General features: G+C 62.3%; 19 protein-coding genes. 13 read left to right on the top strand and 6 right to left on the bottom strand.

Translation table 11 applies throughout. The features are described 5' to 3' along the window. Window positions 1-14: 14 nt before the first annotated feature. Window positions 15-644 (bottom strand): hypothetical protein, encoded by a 630-nt coding sequence (locus ACQUQ1_RS14685; protein ID WP_435065062.1) that lies wholly within the window; start codon window positions 642-644, stop codon window positions 15-17. A 189-nt stretch (window positions 645-833) separates the two neighbouring features. Here ACQUQ1_RS14685 and ACQUQ1_RS14680 point away from each other — a divergent pair, with 189 nt between their 5' ends. The 5 genes from ACQUQ1_RS14680 to ACQUQ1_RS14660 all read left to right on the top strand — a co-directional run bounded on the left by ACQUQ1_RS14680 (window position 834) and on the right by ACQUQ1_RS14660 (window position 5878). Further along, window positions 834-1784 (top strand): winged helix-turn-helix domain-containing protein, encoded by a 951-nt coding sequence (locus tag ACQUQ1_RS14680; protein ID WP_435065061.1) that lies wholly within the window; start codon window positions 834-836, stop codon window positions 1782-1784. A 342-nt stretch (window positions 1785-2126) separates the two neighbouring features. Beyond that, window positions 2127-2510 (top strand): IS200/IS605 family transposase, encoded by a 384-nt coding sequence (gene tnpA / locus ACQUQ1_RS14675; protein WP_435065060.1) that lies wholly within the window; start codon window positions 2127-2129, stop codon window positions 2508-2510. Between the two features lie 61 nt (window positions 2511-2571). Further along, window positions 2572-3810, top strand: a complete 1239-nt coding sequence (locus tag ACQUQ1_RS14670) for an RNA-guided endonuclease InsQ/TnpB family protein (protein WP_435065059.1) — start codon at window positions 2572-2574, stop codon at window positions 3808-3810. A gap of 31 nt (window positions 3811-3841) precedes the next feature. Further along, window positions 3842-4261 (top strand): hypothetical protein, encoded by a 420-nt coding sequence (locus ACQUQ1_RS14665; protein WP_435065058.1) that lies wholly within the window; start codon window positions 3842-3844, stop codon window positions 4259-4261. Window positions 4262-4480: 219 nt separating this feature from the next. Next, a complete protein-coding gene (locus ACQUQ1_RS14660; protein ID WP_435065057.1) occupies window positions 4481-5878 on the top strand; it encodes an ATP-binding protein in 1398 nt (465 codons plus the stop codon). Between the two features lie 88 nt (window positions 5879-5966). Here ACQUQ1_RS14660 and ACQUQ1_RS14655 read toward each other — a convergent pair whose 3' ends face one another. Then, a complete protein-coding gene (locus tag ACQUQ1_RS14655; RefSeq protein WP_435065056.1) occupies window positions 5967-6149 on the bottom strand; it encodes a hypothetical protein in 183 nt (60 codons plus the stop codon). A 433-nt stretch (window positions 6150-6582) separates the two neighbouring features. Here ACQUQ1_RS14655 and ACQUQ1_RS14650 point away from each other — a divergent pair, with 433 nt between their 5' ends. Beyond that, window positions 6583-6819 carry a winged helix-turn-helix transcriptional regulator gene (locus ACQUQ1_RS14650; protein ID WP_435065055.1) on the top strand — a complete coding sequence of 79 codons (237 nt, stop codon included), beginning with the start codon at window positions 6583-6585 and terminating at the stop codon, window positions 6817-6819. Here the strand turns inward: ACQUQ1_RS14650 and ACQUQ1_RS14645 are convergent. Then, on the bottom strand, window positions 6795-7037 hold the full coding sequence (locus ACQUQ1_RS14645) for a winged helix-turn-helix transcriptional regulator (protein ID WP_435065054.1): 243 nt from the start codon (window positions 7035-7037) through the stop codon (window positions 6795-6797). The genes ACQUQ1_RS14650 and ACQUQ1_RS14645 overlap by 25 nt on opposite strands. Before the next feature lie 320 nt (window positions 7038-7357). On the opposite strand from ACQUQ1_RS14645, the gene ACQUQ1_RS14640 reads away from it, so the two are divergent. The 4 genes from ACQUQ1_RS14640 to ACQUQ1_RS14625 are packed head-to-tail and all read left to right on the top strand — an operon-like array spanning window position 7358 to window position 9883. Continuing rightward, window positions 7358-7726: a helix-turn-helix transcriptional regulator gene (locus ACQUQ1_RS14640; RefSeq protein WP_435065053.1), complete on the top strand. Its 369-nt coding sequence runs from the start codon at window positions 7358-7360 to the stop codon at window positions 7724-7726. Between the two features lie 58 nt (window positions 7727-7784). Beyond that, a complete protein-coding gene (locus ACQUQ1_RS14635) occupies window positions 7785-8354 on the top strand; it encodes a hypothetical protein (RefSeq protein ID WP_435065052.1) in 570 nt (189 codons plus the stop codon). After that, complete coding sequence (locus tag ACQUQ1_RS14630; RefSeq protein WP_435065051.1) at window positions 8351-9037, top strand: hypothetical protein; 687 nt, start codon at window positions 8351-8353, stop codon at window positions 9035-9037. The genes ACQUQ1_RS14635 and ACQUQ1_RS14630 overlap by 4 nt, the downstream gene beginning before the upstream one ends. 60 nt (window positions 9038-9097) lie before the next feature. Further along, complete coding sequence (locus ACQUQ1_RS14625) at window positions 9098-9883, top strand: hypothetical protein (protein ID WP_435065050.1); 786 nt, start codon at window positions 9098-9100, stop codon at window positions 9881-9883. A gap of 335 nt (window positions 9884-10218) precedes the next feature. Here ACQUQ1_RS14625 and ACQUQ1_RS14620 read toward each other — a convergent pair whose 3' ends face one another. Then, a complete protein-coding gene (locus ACQUQ1_RS14620) occupies window positions 10219-10884 on the bottom strand; it encodes a helix-turn-helix domain-containing protein (RefSeq protein WP_435065049.1) in 666 nt (221 codons plus the stop codon). A 128-nt stretch (window positions 10885-11012) separates the two neighbouring features. On the opposite strand from ACQUQ1_RS14620, the gene ACQUQ1_RS14615 reads away from it, so the two are divergent. Next, window positions 11013-11753: a peroxiredoxin family protein gene (locus tag ACQUQ1_RS14615; protein ID WP_435065048.1), complete on the top strand. Its 741-nt coding sequence runs from the start codon at window positions 11013-11015 to the stop codon at window positions 11751-11753. 217 nt (window positions 11754-11970) lie between these two features. On the opposite strand, the gene ACQUQ1_RS14610 is transcribed toward ACQUQ1_RS14615, so the two are convergent. Next, window positions 11971-13281 carry a hypothetical protein gene (locus tag ACQUQ1_RS14610; protein WP_435065047.1) on the bottom strand — a complete coding sequence of 437 codons (1311 nt, stop codon included), beginning with the start codon at window positions 13279-13281 and terminating at the stop codon, window positions 11971-11973. Continuing rightward, complete coding sequence (locus tag ACQUQ1_RS14605; protein WP_435065046.1) at window positions 13274-13963, bottom strand: hypothetical protein; 690 nt, start codon at window positions 13961-13963, stop codon at window positions 13274-13276. The genes ACQUQ1_RS14610 and ACQUQ1_RS14605 overlap by 8 nt, the downstream gene beginning before the upstream one ends. Window positions 13964-14129: 166 nt before the next feature. Here ACQUQ1_RS14605 and ACQUQ1_RS14600 point away from each other — a divergent pair, with 166 nt between their 5' ends. Together ACQUQ1_RS14600 and ACQUQ1_RS14595 are read left to right on the top strand one after the other, a co-directional pair. Beyond that, complete coding sequence (locus ACQUQ1_RS14600; protein WP_435065045.1) at window positions 14130-14648, top strand: DUF7342 family protein; 519 nt, start codon at window positions 14130-14132, stop codon at window positions 14646-14648. 86 nt (window positions 14649-14734) lie between these two features. Then, window positions 14735-15073 (top strand): hypothetical protein, encoded by a 339-nt coding sequence (locus ACQUQ1_RS14595; RefSeq protein ID WP_435065044.1) that lies wholly within the window; start codon window positions 14735-14737, stop codon window positions 15071-15073. The last annotated feature ends 175 nt before the right edge of the window (window positions 15074-15248 follow it).

The following is a 15248-nucleotide window of genomic DNA, read 5'->3' as shown; positions in this document are numbered from 1 at the left end:
GGCGGGGCAGCGGGCTATCGGTGAGGGGATGTCTCCGATACTGCATCCGATGGCGGTGTCGACTCAACCCCGATTCTGAGTCGGTAGCCGATGGCGAGGCTCGTGACCGCCAGAACACTCTCGGTCACGGCACCGACGACGTTCTCAGGGAGTACCGCCTGGCCAAAGAACCCGAACAGCAGCCCGCCCGTCGCGGCCAACAAGAGACCGCCGATCACCGGAGCGTGTGCGCCCGTTCGTAGGATCAGTACGCCGACCAACCCGTACGTGACGATCGAGAGGACGATGGTCCCGAGACCGAATACGGCGATGATCGGGACACCGACGCCGAGGTTTTCTAGGACCGCCGACACCAACAGCCCCCCTGTGAGGGCCACTGCGACTGCCACGACGACTCGAGCCACTTTCACTGCACGAGACGACCGATTCACAAGTCGGACGGTGAGTCCTGCGATCCCAAGGAGTGTGATTAACCGGCCGAGTAAGACCGTGAGTCCGAGCCACGAGCTAAGCTCGACGTTCTCGAGCAACAGCGGGACCGCGTAGTAGACCGCGGCAACGACCAGGAGAACACCCGCGCTGAGGAAGAGTGCTGGTCCCCGTCGCTCGACCGATGCCCATGGAACTGGTGTGGGTTCTGTCATCCAATGACAATCAAGCACAGCACGATGATAACAGTAATCTGTACGGAATTATTCTAAGAATATTGAGTATTCGCGGAGAGGAGCGTGGTAGGGGTGGTCCAGTCGTGGCCTCTCGACCGTCGGTCATCTCACGGTGAACTCGGCCGAAGAGTATTGCGTCCATCAGTAGAAGGGCCGATAACCACTCCTATGTCAGACAACGAATCCGCGACGCTGTCCCCCGAGGAGGCGTTCGCAGTGCTCGGGAACGAGACCCGTCTCACCGTCCTCGAAACGCTCGCCGTAGCGGACGGTCCGCTGACGTACTCGGAGTTGTTCGATCGGATCGAATACGACGATTCCGCGAACTACAGTTACCACCTCGACAAACTCGTCGGCCACTTCGTCCGGAAGACGGACGAGGGATACGAAATCGAGGACGCGGGCCGGCGGGTCGTCGAGGCCGTCCTCTCGGGAGCGGTCACGGAGACGCCCCGTATCGAGCCGACGACGACCGACCACCGATGTCCGTTCTGCTCGGCTCCCATCGAGGTGGAGTTCCGAGACGGGCGGGTGGAGTTGAACTGTACCGAGTGTCCGGGGTTCAAACAGTTCTCTTCGCCCGGTGACCGACGGTTCACGGAGTACGGCACGCTCGGGTTCTTTTATTTCCCGCCTGCGGGAACGCGCGGTCGCAGCGCTGCGAGCGTTCTCGACGCGGCATGGACATGGCGACACGTCGATTTCGTCGCGGACAGCAGCGGCGTCTGCTCGCGATGCTCGGCCCCGCTCGAACACTCCGTCACGGTCTGTGCTGATCACGACACCGTTGAGGAAACCTGTGAACAGTGTGGCCGCCGATACGCGGCTCGATTCGAGGGATACTGCACGAACTGCAACTACGAGTACAACGCGATCGCACCCGGCTGTCTCCTCGATGATACCGATCTCCTCGCGTTCCTGGCTTCACACGGAGTCAATCCACTGACACCCGACGAGATCAACCAGGCGTTGGGAACGCTGACCGATTACGAAGAGGAGGTCGTCTCCACCGAGCCGTTCAAAGCGAACTTCACGTTCACCATCGGTGATGAAACGCTCACGCTGACTGTCGGTGAGGGTTTGGAAGTGATCGACACCGAGAGGCGGACGGTGTCCTGAACCAACGAGAAAGGAAATTCGTCGTGAACGACGCTCTGAGGCCTCACTTCCGACCACGGTACGACCGCCGGAGAGTTCCAATTGTTGAACCGATCCTCTGTATCCATCGACAGAGGGAAGAATACGGCTGGAACTCGGTCAAACTGCGAGAACCCTACGAGAGATGGATAGATGATCGCCGATGCCGGCGATCGTATCGTGATAGAGTCACGAGCGCATATCCCCGTCTTTAGGCGGGGTCAAGCGGACGATAGCGTACAGTCCTACCGACGACGCTATGGCTAGATTTCCCACCTGATACAGTAGTTTTAACACACAACACAGACATGGTGTGTAATACGGATGAAGACCACACGGCACGCGACCTACAACCTCAACTACCACATAGTGTGGGTGCCGAAGTACCGGAACTCGGTACTCGTCAACGAGGTCGCAGACCGTGTGCGAACCATCATCCACGAAATAGCCGACGACAAGGGCATCGAGATCCTTGACTTGACCGTTCAACCCGACCACATTCACCTGTTCGTCAGTAGCCCGCCGAAACACGCTCCGTCGCTTCTCGCCAACTGGTTCAAAGGCATCAGTTCGCGGAAGTACAACCACAGACACGCCGACCACGACGGTGAGAAGATCAAGTGGGCGAGGGGCTACTACGCAGGGACGGCGGGACACGTCTCCAGCGAGACGATTACGAACTACATCCAGCGTCAACAGAACTCATGAGTTCTGTTTGGCCAGCAAGAACGCTATCGGCGTTCTTGCGACGTCACGAGGAGGACGAGTCGTGAGCGAACTCACAAAGACACTGGAGCTGAAACTGGTTCAGCCGAACGCACACAAGCGGAGGAAACTCCGAGAGACGCGAGAGGCGTACCAGCAGGCGCTTCACGACGCCTTCGATGCTGGCTGTATCACACAGACCGAAGCGAACGACGTGGTGGTCAACTACGACCTGAGCGGGTACGCGAAGAACGCGCTCAAGAAGTACGTCCCGCAGTTGACGACGACGTACAACGCGGGCGAACTTCACGATGACCACCCTGTCCGCTTCACAAACGAGGGTCTACGGCTCGATCACAAGCCCGAGAACGCAATCGAGTGGTACGTCAAGATCCCGCACCACGAGGACTACCACCTCTGGATGCCAGCACAGCCGAACCCCGAACAACGGGACTGGCTGGAAGCGTTGCACGCTGGCGACGCGGAGATGGGCGAGAGTCGGCTGTTCGAGCGGGACGGGACGTGGTTCCTCCACGTCACCGCCACCCGCGACGTGGAGGACGGTTCCGAGGCGTCCACCGAGGAACCGACGCCCATCGGTGTCGATATTGGAGAAGCGTCGCTCGTCACGGTGTGTCACCGCGACAGGCACGGTTCTCCGACCGCTCCCGAACTGTGGGCCGACGAGGGCAAGACTGTCCGTCGGCTCCGCAAGATCTACTTCACTGCCACACGGCGACTCCAGACGCGCGGAAGCGAGCATATCGCAGAGTCGTTCGGTGACGACCTGTGGAACCAGATAGACGACGTGTTCCACCGCGTCACCCGAGAAGTCGTGAAGTACGCTGAGTCCGTCGAGAACCCCGTTCTCGTTCTGGAAGACCTGACGTACATACGGGAGTCGATGGATTACAGCGAGTATATGAACCGCCGTCTCCACGGTTGGAGGTTCGCCAAACTCCACGCGCAGATCCGGTACAAGGCCGTCGAGAAGGGCATCCCCGTCGAGACGGAGAACCCGCGCAACACGTCGAAGGAGTGCCACGCGTGCGGTGAGGTTGGGTATCGTCCGAAGCGGGCGACGTTCAAGTGTACGAACGATGCGTGTTGGATGGACGAGTACCAAGCGGACGTGAACGGAGCGGTGAACATTGCAGACCGCTACCTCAGCGGAGAGAGTCGTTCCAGAGAACACCCGAACGACGATGACTCGGCTGAGGATGGGGCGCGTTTGACCGCGCCACAAGACAGCCAAGCCGATGCTGAAGCCCAGCAGGAGACGCTTGGAACGTATGCGTCTTGAAACCACAGGGCTGCGCTCGGGCTGAAATCCCGTGGTGGGATTCCCGCGCCTTCAGGCGCGGGAGGAGGTCACTCCGTATTATGAACCGCCGGAGATGGAGTATCGCGTCGACGTTGCCGGTCTGGATGCGGACCGAAACGTCGTGGTCGTGGGTGAAGGCGAGCGCAAGAACAACGACGCCCCGGAGGCCGCCCCCCGCGACTTCGACAAGATGAGCGAGTTGGATGCCGATGACGTGTTGTGGGCGGCCGTCTCCCGGAAGGCCGCACATCACGCGATCATCGGGCCGCTATCCGACCCTGCCGACGGCGAGCCGCGGATCGATGGCTCCTACAGTGACCGGACACCGCTGCGTGACGTCAACGACGCGATCGACTGTGACGGCCTGACGAAGGTCTTCACGATGAAGCATCTGCGAGACGCGCTCGAGGAACCCAGCTTGGAGTCCTGAAATCGTCTGTGTGACCTCTCCTTCGTCACACGTTCTCGCTGCATGTATGCGGCGACCCTCGCATCGCCGAGCGACAAGCCCTCGTCGGTCCGAGAGATCTCCACGGCGCCAGCGAAGTCGTATTGATCCCACGGGAACCGTCAATAACGAAATCGCTATTTCTGAAATTGCGATTTCTGAAATCGTAAGTTCTACGACTGCGAGAGTGCCACTACTGATATGGATCGCTTCGTTGATCGAGCCGCCGAGCTCGAGCAGCTTAGGGACTGTTACGAGTCCGAGTCGGCGGATCTCGTCGTGATGTACGGCCGCCGTCGGCTCGGAAAAAGCGAACTCGTCCGCCGATCCATCGCCGATCGGGATTCCGCTGTCTACTACCAGGCAGTCGAGTCAACGGCACAGAACCAACTCGAACAGTTTGCCGAGACCGCCACCGCTCAATTCCCGTCACTACAGAACGTCCGCCGTGACTGGGAGGCGCTCCTCGAGACACTCGGTACCGAAGACGCCGTCGTCGTTATCGACGAGTTCCCGTTCCTCATCGAGGAGGATGACTCGCTTCCCTCACGGATCCAGCGAGTGTGGGATCTAGAGCTACAGGAAACCGGGATGACGCTCGTCCTTGTCGGCTCGTCGATCAGCGTGATGGAGGAGAAGGTGCTCTCCGGAGGCGCACCGCTGTACGGTCGGCGGACGGCCACGATCGATCTCATGCCCCTCGGGGTCTCCGATGCACGCCAGTTCTTTCCGGAGTACGATCCCGAGACTGCCGTCACCGCGTGGTCAATCTACGGCGGCACGCCGTACTACCTCCAAACGATCGACCCGGACCAGCAGTTGGGACCGAACGTTCAACAGACGATCCTGTCGGAACGCGGGCTTCTGTACTCCGAACCCGAGTTCCTGCTCCGAACCGAACTCCGACAGCCGAACACGTACTTCAGTATTCTCCGTGCGCTCGCCCACGGACGCCGAACCCCGAACGAGATCGCGGGCATGGCTGGTATGGAATCCGGATCGCTTAGCACGTACCTCCAGAAGCTCCGCAGACTCCGCCTCGTCGAGCGCCACATTCCCGTGACGGAATCACCGACGGCCTCGAAACGCGGTCGATATCGTATCTCGGCGCCGCTGTTCCGGTTCTGGTTCCGATTCGTGTACGGCAATCAGGACCAGTTGCGCTTGCTTGACGACGACGCCTACGACGAACTCGTCGCACCCGAGCTGGCGAATTATGTGAGTCCGCTGTTCGAACGGCTTTGCCAGGTGAAACTCCCGAGCCTCGTCGACAGACGGTTCCGTGACATCGGACAGTGGTGGTTCAAGGACCACGAACTGGATGTTCTCGGTCTCGCCGACGAGGGACTCGTCGCTGGCGAATGCAAGTTCACCGCTCGACCTGTCAGCGAGGGTGTTCTCGCCGATCTCGAACGAACGGCCTCGAAGGTTCAGTGGTCGGAAAAACCAGCAGACGGGGAGCCGCTGTACGTCTTGTTTAGCCGTTCCGGCTATACGGAGGATCTCAAGCGAGTCGCTGAAACGCGTGATGACGTCCGTCTCTACCAGTTGTCCGACCTGATTTCAGAGGAGCCTGTGCATGGCCGACCTGGTGGGTAGCGACGCCTTTGATTTAGAATATTAAATTATATTACAATTTTTTGTTATAGTATTCGTTTTCTTGATCAAATGAAATCATACTGCCGATTCAGATCGTCGCCGTCACAACCATATTCGTCGGCCCCTGTTGGCTCGCGTCCACGACGATCGCACCGCCAGCCGCCAGCGTCCGCAACACACCGGTCGAGATCGACGCGCGATCGAGCGTCGCCTCGATGATCCAGCCGTCGCGAGCGCCGACATCGGGAGTCGAGACATCGACGGCGATCACTGACTCGTTCAACGCGAGTGTGTCGGCGAGCTGGTCGGCCTGGCGTCGCTGCTCGACACGGCAGTTCCTCATTGGGGTGCGGGTGCGCCGTGGTCGAGTCCACACCGCGAGCAGATGCGGGCATCGCCAGACCCGCGCAGCATCACGGACCCACAGGAGACGCAGGTGACGCCGTAGATTCGGGTCATGTAGACCACCTGGCAAGCGTGGGAGAGCGGTTGTCGTCGGTACCCTTATTCGTCGAGTCGCCGTTAGCAAGCGACGGGCTTGTCTCGGACATAGATTGTTCTGACACAGCCCGGCTCCGGTGCTGCAACACCGGGGCAATTCTGTGAAATATTCGCCCGAATGGAGCCGCCTGTGCCTGTCTATGCAATGTACCGGTGACTACATAATATTTTTGCCACGCGGAAGCAAAAGCAGTCTAAGAGACATGAGTTCAGAACACGGGAATCAGAAAGTCACCGACACAGAAATTATCGACGCCATCAGGTCTACGAGTGGGCCTGTTGCGTCAGCAAGAGACGTTGCCACGCGGCTTTCGATGACGAGGACAGGAATCAATGAGAGACTTCAAGATCTTCTCGAGGAAGGCCGTGTCAGCAGAAAAAGCGTCGGCAATGGTTACGTTTGGTGGGTCAACGATTATTCAGACGATTCAGCCACGTAGCGCTTTCCCTCAGACGTCAGCCACCAAACGCGAGCAGACGCCTTCATCGCACTTTCGACGTACCCCTCCTCCTCAAGCTGCTGCAGTCGGTCGAAGATACCTTGGCGACTCATATCGAATACCTCTGCCAACTCTGAGGCGACAAGCACAGGCTCAGCAGAAAGCGCAAACTGACGAAGGATCTCAGAATCGCTCACCTGCCGTTTTCGACCGGCCATGTTTCCGAATCCTCTTCGAATAGGAAAACTGTACCTCTCCCAAAATATCCTATGTGGAAACTAGATTCCACGTGGAAACTACTAAGTGGGCTCAGTGATAGACAAAAGCCAAGCGACGCTACGCGGCGCACCCGCCCACGCATAACAGCGGCCCGGTGTACTCGCACCGAACCGCCGCGTGGGGTCGCAAAGAACCCGGAGCGGTCAATTCCGCTCCTCGAAGCGACATGAGCATATCACGCCTCACCCGGCTTCAACGTGCCGGATACGACGACGAACAAGCAGTGCAATACCTTATGGGCGCACTCCGCGCTGCGTGTATGCATCCTACACCCACGCGCAGGTTCGGTGCCCTCACCATCGCCGACGGGGGCACCAGCACCCAGCTAACTTGGACGGATCTCACAGCCTTCGAGGCCAACGTCCTGTTTGCGATTGCTAGGCTCGAACGCGAGGACGAACTCACGTACGGCCTTGCCATCCGAGACGTCCTCGAAGACCTCTACAACAAGCCGATCAACCACGGCCGACTCTACCCGATCCTCGACGACCTCGCGGACCAAGAACTCATCACGAAAACGAGTGTCGACAACCGGACGAACGAGTACGGACTCACCGACGCCGGGTACGACCTCCTTCGGCGCCGTCGCGACCAACTTACTCTCGTGCTCGCGGAGGGTTGCAAATGAGCCTCCACTCATATACCGCATCGATCTATCCAACGCCCACCACCAACGGTATCCTCCAATGAACAACCCACATCACCGCAACGAGGCCGCAGACGCCGCCTGGACAGACCTCCCTTCCATCGAGCGCACCACGCTGTATCTCATCGCGCGTCTCGAGCACGACCGCCGCAACCGAACTGACCGGCCCTTCACGCACGGGATCAGCTACCTCATCCCCGACACAGACCCCGATCTCGACCGGTACGAGGAAGCGCTCGAAGGGCTCACCGAGAGGGGCCTGCTCACCAGCATCGACGGGAACTACTTCCTCACCGATGCCGGCCAGGAACTCCTTCAAACCGAGTACGACCGCCTCGGCAGGGTCCTCGATCCCGACAGTCACGGCGCCCGTGAGTTGTTCCCGAGTTGCCCCAACTGCGGCGACCCGGTCGCGACCCTGTCGGTCGCCGGCCCGGGGAGTGCCCGAGCCGGCCCGTGTGGCTGTCAACTCCCTGGGCCACTCGAGACAGACCCACTGACGGAGCGCCTCGGGAGGGCACTCCACCGGACCGCAGACGCCGACGCGCGGTATCACATTCGCCAGGCGATGCAACTCGCGGTCGCGCGCAGCCACCGCTACACCGAATGACCACACCCACTGCACCCTATGCGATCGCTCCACTCACCGTCGAGGATCTGTGTGAGGGACATATTCTCACGTGGGACGGCCGTGAGCAGCCAGTCACCGTCGTTGAATGTCGTGAGACCACGGCGATCGTCGAGACGCCAACTGCCGACCGCATCCAACTCACCACCAGCCCTGATGGCCTCCTGCTTCCCGACAACGAAACCCCACTCGAATCGATGACGATCATCGGAACCCGCCTCTGGCAAGAGGGAGATGAGCTCTGGGAGTATCTCACCGACACCTACGAGTTCCCGACCGAGTTCTCGGCGGTCACCTGCGCGGCCGACCTCGACATGACCGTCGAAGAGCTGAACCGTCGGCTCAGTGATCTCCTCGGGGAACCCCGATCCTCGCTGCTGTTGGTGCGGGAAAGCTACGATCGCTGGAGCGTGTATGAGGTCGGCTTCCGAACGATCTCCACCCAGGACCTTGTGACAGTCCTCGAATCCCAGACACCAGTCGACACTGCGGACGCCGATGGCGACACGATCGTCTGTACGCTGCCTGCAGAGACAACAGTGGTTCCCAAAGCCCTCGTCGATATCGCATACCACGCGCGGTGGGCGATCGCGCGCTTCGACCCAGGAGACGGTGAGGACCCCGCTGAATGCATACTGACGCCACAGTGGGGTGACCCCGAGTAGGCGCGCCACACCACCGCGTCCGCCATTTCGCCAGCCAACTACCCGCTACAAACCGACACCATGAGTGACAACGCCGAGCAGTCCCAGACTGATGCCCAGCCAACGACCGAGGAGATCGCCGAACTCATCCGCGAACAACGAGCTGTGATCGCCGAGCAACGCGAGACGATCGACGAGCAACAACAGCGTATCGCCGACCTCGAAGAGCGCGTCGACCGGCTTGAGCGCATGGTCGACATCAAACACGACCGGCATCTTTCGTGGCTGGACGAACTCATCGTCGGCGACGAGAGCGGCTATCTCACCGACGACCAGGAAGCGTTCCTCGACGAGCACGGGTCGCTCATCGAATGTCTCCAAGCTCGAACTGTCAGCACCGAGGAGACGACCACGTCAGACGAGTCGCAGCGACACGAGACGACCCGCCTCCGCCGGATCGTCGAATCAGTCGCCGATTCGGTTGGCATCGACACCGAGGACGTACTCGGCGGCGCGAGCGAGGATCGGCTCACGCGCCTGCTCAAGTACGGTCCCAGCGACATCACCGACCGCGTCTACGCTGTGCATCACCGCTGTCGTGACTTGCTCAGCCACCTCGGCGAGTGGGGAACGCGTGCGAACGACGCCTACGGCTGCCGGATCACCGTCACAGCGGCAACGGTCAAAGAGAAACTCGGGTTGAAACGCGACGAACAACTCTCTTCGACGGAGGTACGGCGGGTCTTCGAGAAGCTCGAAGCGCTCGCGAGCGATTCACCACGGAAAGTCGTCGCCGATACAGGCGGCCGTGGCCGCAACCGACTCGTGGTATACCTCACCGACGAGGAAGCTCAGCGAACAGGCTGACACCTGGTGGGAGCCGACACGGCGGGGGAGGGTGTCAGTCGAGCCTACTGACGCGTCCCCGCGCGGCTCAACAGTATCTCCGCGGTCTACTAGAGTGGCTGCGTGCCCGCGTCGTCGCACATTTTGTGGGACGACTACTTGCAAGTTCGACTCCGAGAGCGACGGTCGGCGACGAAGTCGATACCAGTCCCGGAAGCGATCGGTCTGACATCAGTTGTAAGCGAGAATCGCCTATCGACTCCCTGAAAGAATGACAGATCGTAGTGGCCGTGCTGACTACAGCTTCTCATGACGCGGAACTGAAATCGAATACGCACCAAACCGTGGAGGTTACTTCAATCGAGGGGGGAGGATCGGAACGCCTCGAACACTCGGGACTCGATTTTCTGGAGGTGTTCCCCTACCGTTCCGACGGAAAGTCCTAATCGGTCGGCGATGTCCCGATGAGTCGCCCGGCGTGGCACGTCATAGTACCCGAGATCGAGGGCGACACCGAGCACCTCCCGTTGACGGTCCGTCAACTGGGCAAGCAGCGGCGGCCCCGTCTCCAGATAGGGCCCGATCCGTTCGATGGATACATCAAGTGCTGGCGGTAGGTCCGCGAGGGCCTCGTTGATCACCTGATTCGTTTCTCCGATCAAAACCACGCGGAGTCGCCCGTCCCGCGTGCCCCGGATGGGGAAGTCGAAAAACACCTCGTGGGAGCGTGGAAGCGTGAGGAACTGCTTGAGTTCGGGTGGCGGTCGAGCATGGACAAACACGAGCGCACTCCCGCCCTGCTCGCTGGAGATGCTGTGACCAAGGACGTCCGCGTTCTCGCTCAACAGCCTCGCTGCGTCATCTAGGTCACCGCGCAGCCTGCCGAGCAGGACGACAGTTTCGTCCGCCAGGACGTTCAGGTGATAAATCCGGTCCCGTTCGAACTCCGAGTCCGGGCCAAACATACGGGAGGAAAGATGTGAACCGGACGGCTGTCCGAGGGTGAACGTGACCGCCCTCATACGACGTGCGTTCCTCGCTGCGATCCTGGCTGCGGACACCGATCAACGCCTCCCCGAACGGCTCTCATATGTACTACCGATCATGCTAGGCAGTCATCTAACTCTTCTCTACGCCGTACCCAACCGGTATGAGCACCACGGAGACCCCCGAAACGGCACGCGGAGACGCCACGGACACGTACAATTACCGGCATTTCGGGCCGGAGTATTACGATTTCAAAAGGTTCGACGGCCCTAGACCGGGTGACGAGGCCCCCGATTTCGAGGCGGCCACGCTCGACGGGAATTCGGTCAGCCTTTCGGATTTCAGGGGATCCTGGGTGGTCCTGGAGACGGGCAGCCTCACGTGTCCGATTACCGATTCGAAGGTCCGCTCTATGGACAAACTCTCTCAAGCGTTCGAGGACGTCGTATTCATCCTCTTGTACACGCGGGAGGCTCACCCGGGAGAGCACTGCGACGCGCATCAATCGTTCCAGGACAAACTGGAACGCGCGAGGAAGTTCGCGGCTGACTACGATGTCGATCGCACGGTCCTCGTGGACGATCTCGAGGGGACGACCCACCGGAAATACGGCGGGATGCCGAACTCGGTGCACGTCATCAATCCGGACGGGGTCGTCGTGATGCGGGGCGACTGGAACCACGTGAACAAGGTCAGGGAGGTGCTCGAGCGACGGGAGAACGACCGGATCTACGAACGGGATATCTATCGGGGGCGGCCGCTTTTCTTTACCCCGAAGAAGGGCGCCATCCGCGTGCTGGTCGAGGCGGGCCCGAGGGCTGTCTGGGACTTCCTGAAGAACATGCCGGAGCTCGGCTGGATGCACCTGAAAAAAGAGTTCAGAAGCAAGACATCGAACAGATAGTCGAGCCACGACCTGCCGCACAAAGGCCCGGTATTCCGTTCGTGGTTGTCGGTTCCCGGTCACGCCAGACGCCTCAGATCGATGCCGTGATGGGTGCATGCTCTGTCACTCGTACCTCTTCTTATCGATCGACGACCGGTTCAATAGCACCAGGCGAGACGGGCTGGACGAACTGAAGCAACAGTCGAACCATCGGCCCAGTGGCGAGACAGATCGCTCACCCGGTCGCGTCGAACACGTCCGCGACCGACGCGCTGGCGTCACCGACGGCCCGGGCGGTCGCTCCGATGGAGACGTATCTCGCCAGCTCCCTCCGCAAACGCGCGATCTCGATCTCGTCGTCGGCGTCGTATCGGCCGAGCGAGTCGTCGACGTAGGCGAACCCGGCCGCGAGTTCGTGGAGTCGGCGCCGGTCGAGCGTCGGGTACGCGCTCTCCCGGCGGGCCTCGACGAGCGCCTCCCGAGCGTCGCTCCGGATCGCGCGCACGTCCTCGGCCGACTCGGGATCGATCACCTCGCCGGCGTCGACTCGCTCGCGGAGTCGCTCGACGGCGCCGATCGTCGCGAGTTCGTCGTGTGCCGCGAGGATCGCCCGCGGAAACGCCCCGGTTCGCCTCGCCTCCCCGACGTCGTCGGCGTACTCGAACCGCTCCCGTAGTTCGGCCAACGCGTACACGGCGGGAGGACCGGTTCGAGCGTCACCCGTCGCCGTCTCGGTACTCACGACCGCGCGGCGGCGCTCGTCGACGCGGGCCGCGAGCGTGGCGGCCGCCGACGCGAACGTCTCGCGGCGGTCGCGAACGCCGTCGGCGTCGGCGAGCCGGCCGAAGAGGTGGTCCGCATCGCGTAACGCCCCGCGAGCGCCGGCGAGGGCTTCGTCGGCCTCGGCGACGTCGAGGGCCGTCGTCGACGCGCGCTCCCGCGCCGACAGCACGTCGTTCAGGTCGGCGATACACCCGCGGAGCAGGTCACCGATCGCGTGGTGAACCACGACGGAGTCGATCGGATCGGCGCCGACGTAGGCCCACGCGCGTCGGAAGTCGGCGAGGTCCTCGCGGAGCCTCTCGGCGTCGCCACGCACGTCCGGGATCGTCCGGTCGTCATCGACCGCGGCCCACCCGCCCGCGAGATATCCGGCCCGACCGCGTGCCCGTCGGAGCCGGTCGGCGCGCTCCCACGGCGTCGGCGCGTCGTCCGCAGCCGCGAGTGCCTCGGTCGCGTGCGCGCGGGCGTGAGCGAGGTCCGCCCGCATCGCGCCGTTCGGCACGTGGCTGGCGTCCAACGGCGCCGGGACCGTATCGAGCCGCTCGCGGACCGTGTCCGCCACCGATCCGAGGTACGAGGGGTCGATGTCGACCGGGAGGCGATCGGGGATCGACGGCGTCGGCTCCGAAGCGATCGCCGCGAGGTCGTCGCCCGCGATCGTCGGCTCCCGGTCTCCGAACGGCAGGGCCGAACAGCCGGCCAGAGATGCCCCGAGTGCGGTCCCGACGCACGCGACCACCCGGCGACGGGTCCGATCAGCCATCGTCGCCCTCCGGAGGCTCGGTGGTCGCCGATCCGTTCGTCGCCGGCACCGCGTCGGCGGTGATCGGTCCCTCGCGCTCCCGTGGAGGGCCGCCCGCTCCACAGGAGTCGCCGCCCACGCCCGTTCCGAACCGGGTGATCCGGTCGGGATCGAACGCTCCGGAGATCCGGATCAACCACGCCGTCGACTCGCGGGCCTCGGCCTCGCAGGCGACCTCCGCGTCCCGGAGCACGCGCCCGAACTGCGTGTCGATCTCGGTCTCCGACCACGACACCCTACACAACTGGAGTTCGTAGCAGCTCCGCACGGAGAGGTACTCGACGAAGACGGTCTCGGAGTCGAACGCCGTCTCCTCGAGGAACGCCCTGGCGTCGTCGGCACCCTCGACGTCGGCGAACCGGATCCGCTCGGCCGCCTCGCGTGTCGCGACGAACGTCGGCCGACGGCGGTTCGACTCGTCGCCGGGCGTCGTTTCGTCGGGGAGCCAGAGCAGCGGGTCGTCGGTCGCCCCGCGGAGTCGGCGGTGCGGCGGAACCGAGTCGGGGTCGTCCTCGCGGTCGGGGACCGTCGGCGTCGCCGTGGGCGAGGAGCGCTCCCGTGCGTTACAGCCGGCGAGGCCGGCGAGCGCGCCCGCGACGGCGAGGAGGGTCCGTCGTCTCGTGAGCGGTGTGGAGGGCACCATTCGGTGTGGACATTTCACGAGCGCGGCATACGTCTTGTCCTGTCCGGTGCTGGCGCCGGGGTGGCGACGCGGGGTCGTGCCGAATCGAACCAGGGAAACGGATCACCGTCAGCCCCTATATTTTTGCTCCGGAAAAAATATGTACGCTCAATCCGATGGTAGACGTATGACGGACGACGCCGGCCGCGACGGCCCTCCCCCGTTCGACCGACCGTTCGAAGGGGAGGACACGAAGCAACGCGTGTACGGGGCGGTACTGCACGCCCGGGACCCGATGACGGCCGCCGAGATCGCCGATCGGGCGGACTGTTCGGCGGAGTCGGCGCGGACGCACCTGTCCTTCTACGCCGACCTCGGTATCGTCATCCGGCACGAGGGACGTCCCGTCAGATACGAGCGCAACGACGACTACTTCGAATGGCGACGGGTGAACGAGCTGTCACGCGAGCACACCGTCGATGAACTGCAGGCCCGCGTCTCGGAGTTGACCGACCGGGTCGAGGAGTATCAAGAGGAGTACGACGCCGACACTCCCGCCGCCGTCGACGTCCTCGCGTTCGACGCCGAGCGCGTCGACGACGTGTACGCGGATCTGGGCGACTGGGCGACCGCTATCGAGGACCGACGACTACACGAGCGGGCCCGGCAGAAGGTCGCAGGCTCGACGGCGCCATCGCATAGCTAATGGTGCCGGCGGAAGACGGCGCGAGTCCCGCGCCCGTGGATCGGCCGGTGTTGGAGCGGATGCGGTCTCGATTTACTGGGCACAACATGTCCGAGTCAGCTGAGATCATCGAGGGGAAGTTACATCTCCGCGTCGAATTGGCGGGGGAGTATTATCCAACGGACGCGTCCGCTCACCTCGATATCCGCTGGTATCGCAACGACGACTTCTCGTTTCACTACAGAGAGGAGCAGCGGGACAGCGTGTGGGCGTGTCGCTGGGACCGGCATCCGAACACGCACAACTCGCGGGAGCACTTCCACCCGCCGCCGGACGCCAGTCGGACCAACGCCGAGAACGCTCGGTGGCCGGATGACCATCGCGACGTCTGTCGCCTCGTCCTCGATCGCGTCGAGGAGCGTATCGAAACGCTGTGGGAGAGGTAGGCGGAGAACTCGTCCGTCCAAGGTGCCAGGGTACGTCGACGGCTCCAGTCGTCGTGGACCCGGCAACCACCCGCCCACCTAGCGGAACTCCGCGGTCTCGCGTCGGACGGAGCGAGGACGGTTACGTAGGAGTTAACCCTGTTGCCGTGACAACACGTCGGTAATGGAGCGAGGG

Origin of the sequence: Halobaculum sp. EA56 (genome assembly GCF_051195075.1) — an archaeon.
GTDB lineage: Archaea > Halobacteriota > Halobacteria > Halobacteriales > Haloferacaceae > Halobaculum.
Note: the sequence above shows the minus strand (reverse complement) of the source record. Positions and strands in the feature narration are given on the sequence as shown.

Coding starts and splice junctions, on each gene's coding strand:
- ACQUQ1_RS14620 (WP_435065049.1), bottom strand. CDS start 10,884: ATGAGGGCGGTCACGTTCACCCTCGGACAGCCGTCCGGTTCACATCTT.
- ACQUQ1_RS14630 (WP_435065051.1), top strand. CDS start 8,351: ATGACCACACCCACTGCACCCTATGCGATCGCTCCACTCACCGTCGAG.
- ACQUQ1_RS14685 (WP_435065062.1), bottom strand. CDS start 644: ATGACAGAACCCACACCAGTTCCATGGGCATCGGTCGAGCGACGGGGA.
- ACQUQ1_RS14595 (WP_435065044.1), top strand. CDS start 14,735: ATGTCCGAGTCAGCTGAGATCATCGAGGGGAAGTTACATCTCCGCGTC.
- ACQUQ1_RS14680 (WP_435065061.1), top strand. CDS start 834: ATGTCAGACAACGAATCCGCGACGCTGTCCCCCGAGGAGGCGTTCGCA.
- tnpA (WP_435065060.1), top strand. CDS start 2,127: ATGAAGACCACACGGCACGCGACCTACAACCTCAACTACCACATAGTG.
- ACQUQ1_RS14640 (WP_435065053.1), top strand. CDS start 7,358: ATGCATCCTACACCCACGCGCAGGTTCGGTGCCCTCACCATCGCCGAC.
- ACQUQ1_RS14660 (WP_435065057.1), top strand. CDS start 4,481: ATGGATCGCTTCGTTGATCGAGCCGCCGAGCTCGAGCAGCTTAGGGAC.
- ACQUQ1_RS14635 (WP_435065052.1), top strand. CDS start 7,785: ATGAACAACCCACATCACCGCAACGAGGCCGCAGACGCCGCCTGGACA.
- ACQUQ1_RS14605 (WP_435065046.1), bottom strand. CDS start 13,963: ATGGTGCCCTCCACACCGCTCACGAGACGACGGACCCTCCTCGCCGTC.
- ACQUQ1_RS14600 (WP_435065045.1), top strand. CDS start 14,130: ATGACGGACGACGCCGGCCGCGACGGCCCTCCCCCGTTCGACCGACCG.
- ACQUQ1_RS14645 (WP_435065054.1), bottom strand. CDS start 7,037: ATGGCCGGTCGAAAACGGCAGGTGAGCGATTCTGAGATCCTTCGTCAG.
- ACQUQ1_RS14610 (WP_435065047.1), bottom strand. CDS start 13,281: ATGGCTGATCGGACCCGTCGCCGGGTGGTCGCGTGCGTCGGGACCGCA.
- ACQUQ1_RS14615 (WP_435065048.1), top strand. CDS start 11,013: ATGAGCACCACGGAGACCCCCGAAACGGCACGCGGAGACGCCACGGAC.
- ACQUQ1_RS14625 (WP_435065050.1), top strand. CDS start 9,098: ATGAGTGACAACGCCGAGCAGTCCCAGACTGATGCCCAGCCAACGACC.
- ACQUQ1_RS14650 (WP_435065055.1), top strand. CDS start 6,583: ATGAGTTCAGAACACGGGAATCAGAAAGTCACCGACACAGAAATTATC.